The sequence below is a fragment of the Alcaligenes sp. RM2 genome, assembly GCF_052931795.1.
Map to the genome: position 1 here is coordinate 1 of NZ_JBRFIO010000012.1, position 1,102 is coordinate 1,102.

Here is a 1,102-nt window from a genome sequence, read left to right on the forward strand (position 1 = left end):
AGATTCGAACGTACACGCCAAGGTGGAAACGGAAGACGCTGCCGGTAACCCAGCAAGCGCTGAAGCCGACCGTGGCTACGGTGTAGACACCGATCTGCCTGAAGCTGCGATCACGATCGACACCATTGCCGGTGACGACGTAATCAACAAGGCTGAATCGGAAGGGGATGTCACTGTTACCGGTACTGTGGGTAAAGACGTCAAGGCTGGCGACACGGTGACTGTGACCGTGAACGGTAAGGACTACACCACCACCGTTAACGCCGATGGCAAGACCTGGCACGTGGACGTTCCTGGCACCGAACTGGCCCAAGATTCGAACGTACACGCCAAGGTCGAGACCGAAGACGCCGCCGGTAACCCAGCGAGCGCTGAAGCCGACCGTGGCTACGGTGTCGACACCGATCTGCCAGAAGCTGCGATTACCATCGACACCATTGCCGGTGACGACGTGGTCAACAAGGCCGAGTCCGAGTCTGACGTGACCATCACTGGTACGGTTGGCAAGGATGTGAAGGCTGGCGACACGGTCACTGTGACCGTGAACGGCAAGGACTACACGACCACCGTTAACGCCGATGGCAAGACCTGGAACGTGGACGTTCCTGGTACCGAACTGGCCCAAGACAGCAATGTTCACGCCAAGGTCGAGACCGAAGACGCCGCCGGTAACCCAGCGAGCGCTGAAGCCGACCGTGGCTACGGTGTCGACACCGATCTGCCTGAAGCTGCGATCACGATCGATACCATTGCCGGTGACGACGTAATCAACAAGGCTGAATCGGAAGGGGATGTCACTGTTACCGGTACTGTGGGTAAAGACGTCAAGGCTGGCGACACGGTGACTGTGACCGTGAACGGTAAGGACTACACCACCACCGTTAACGCCGATGGCAAGACCTGGAACGTGGACGTTCCTGGCACCGAACTGGCCCAAGATTCGAACGTACACGCCAAGGTCGAGACCGAAGACGCCGCCGGTAACCCAGCGAGCGCTGAAGCCGACCGTGGCTACGGTGTGGATACCGATCTGCCCGAAGCTGCGATTACCATCGACACCATTGCCGGTGACGACGTGGTCAACAAGGCCGAGTCCGAAGCC

Annotated in this window: 1 protein-coding gene; it reads left to right on the forward strand. The window is 59.1% G+C overall.

Features of this window, described 5'->3' with window-relative positions; all coding sequences use genetic code 11:
* A partial coding sequence (locus ACU6HM_RS18760) for an Ig-like domain-containing protein (protein ID WP_446764198.1) occupies positions 1–1,102 on the forward strand: 1,102 nt, incomplete at both ends.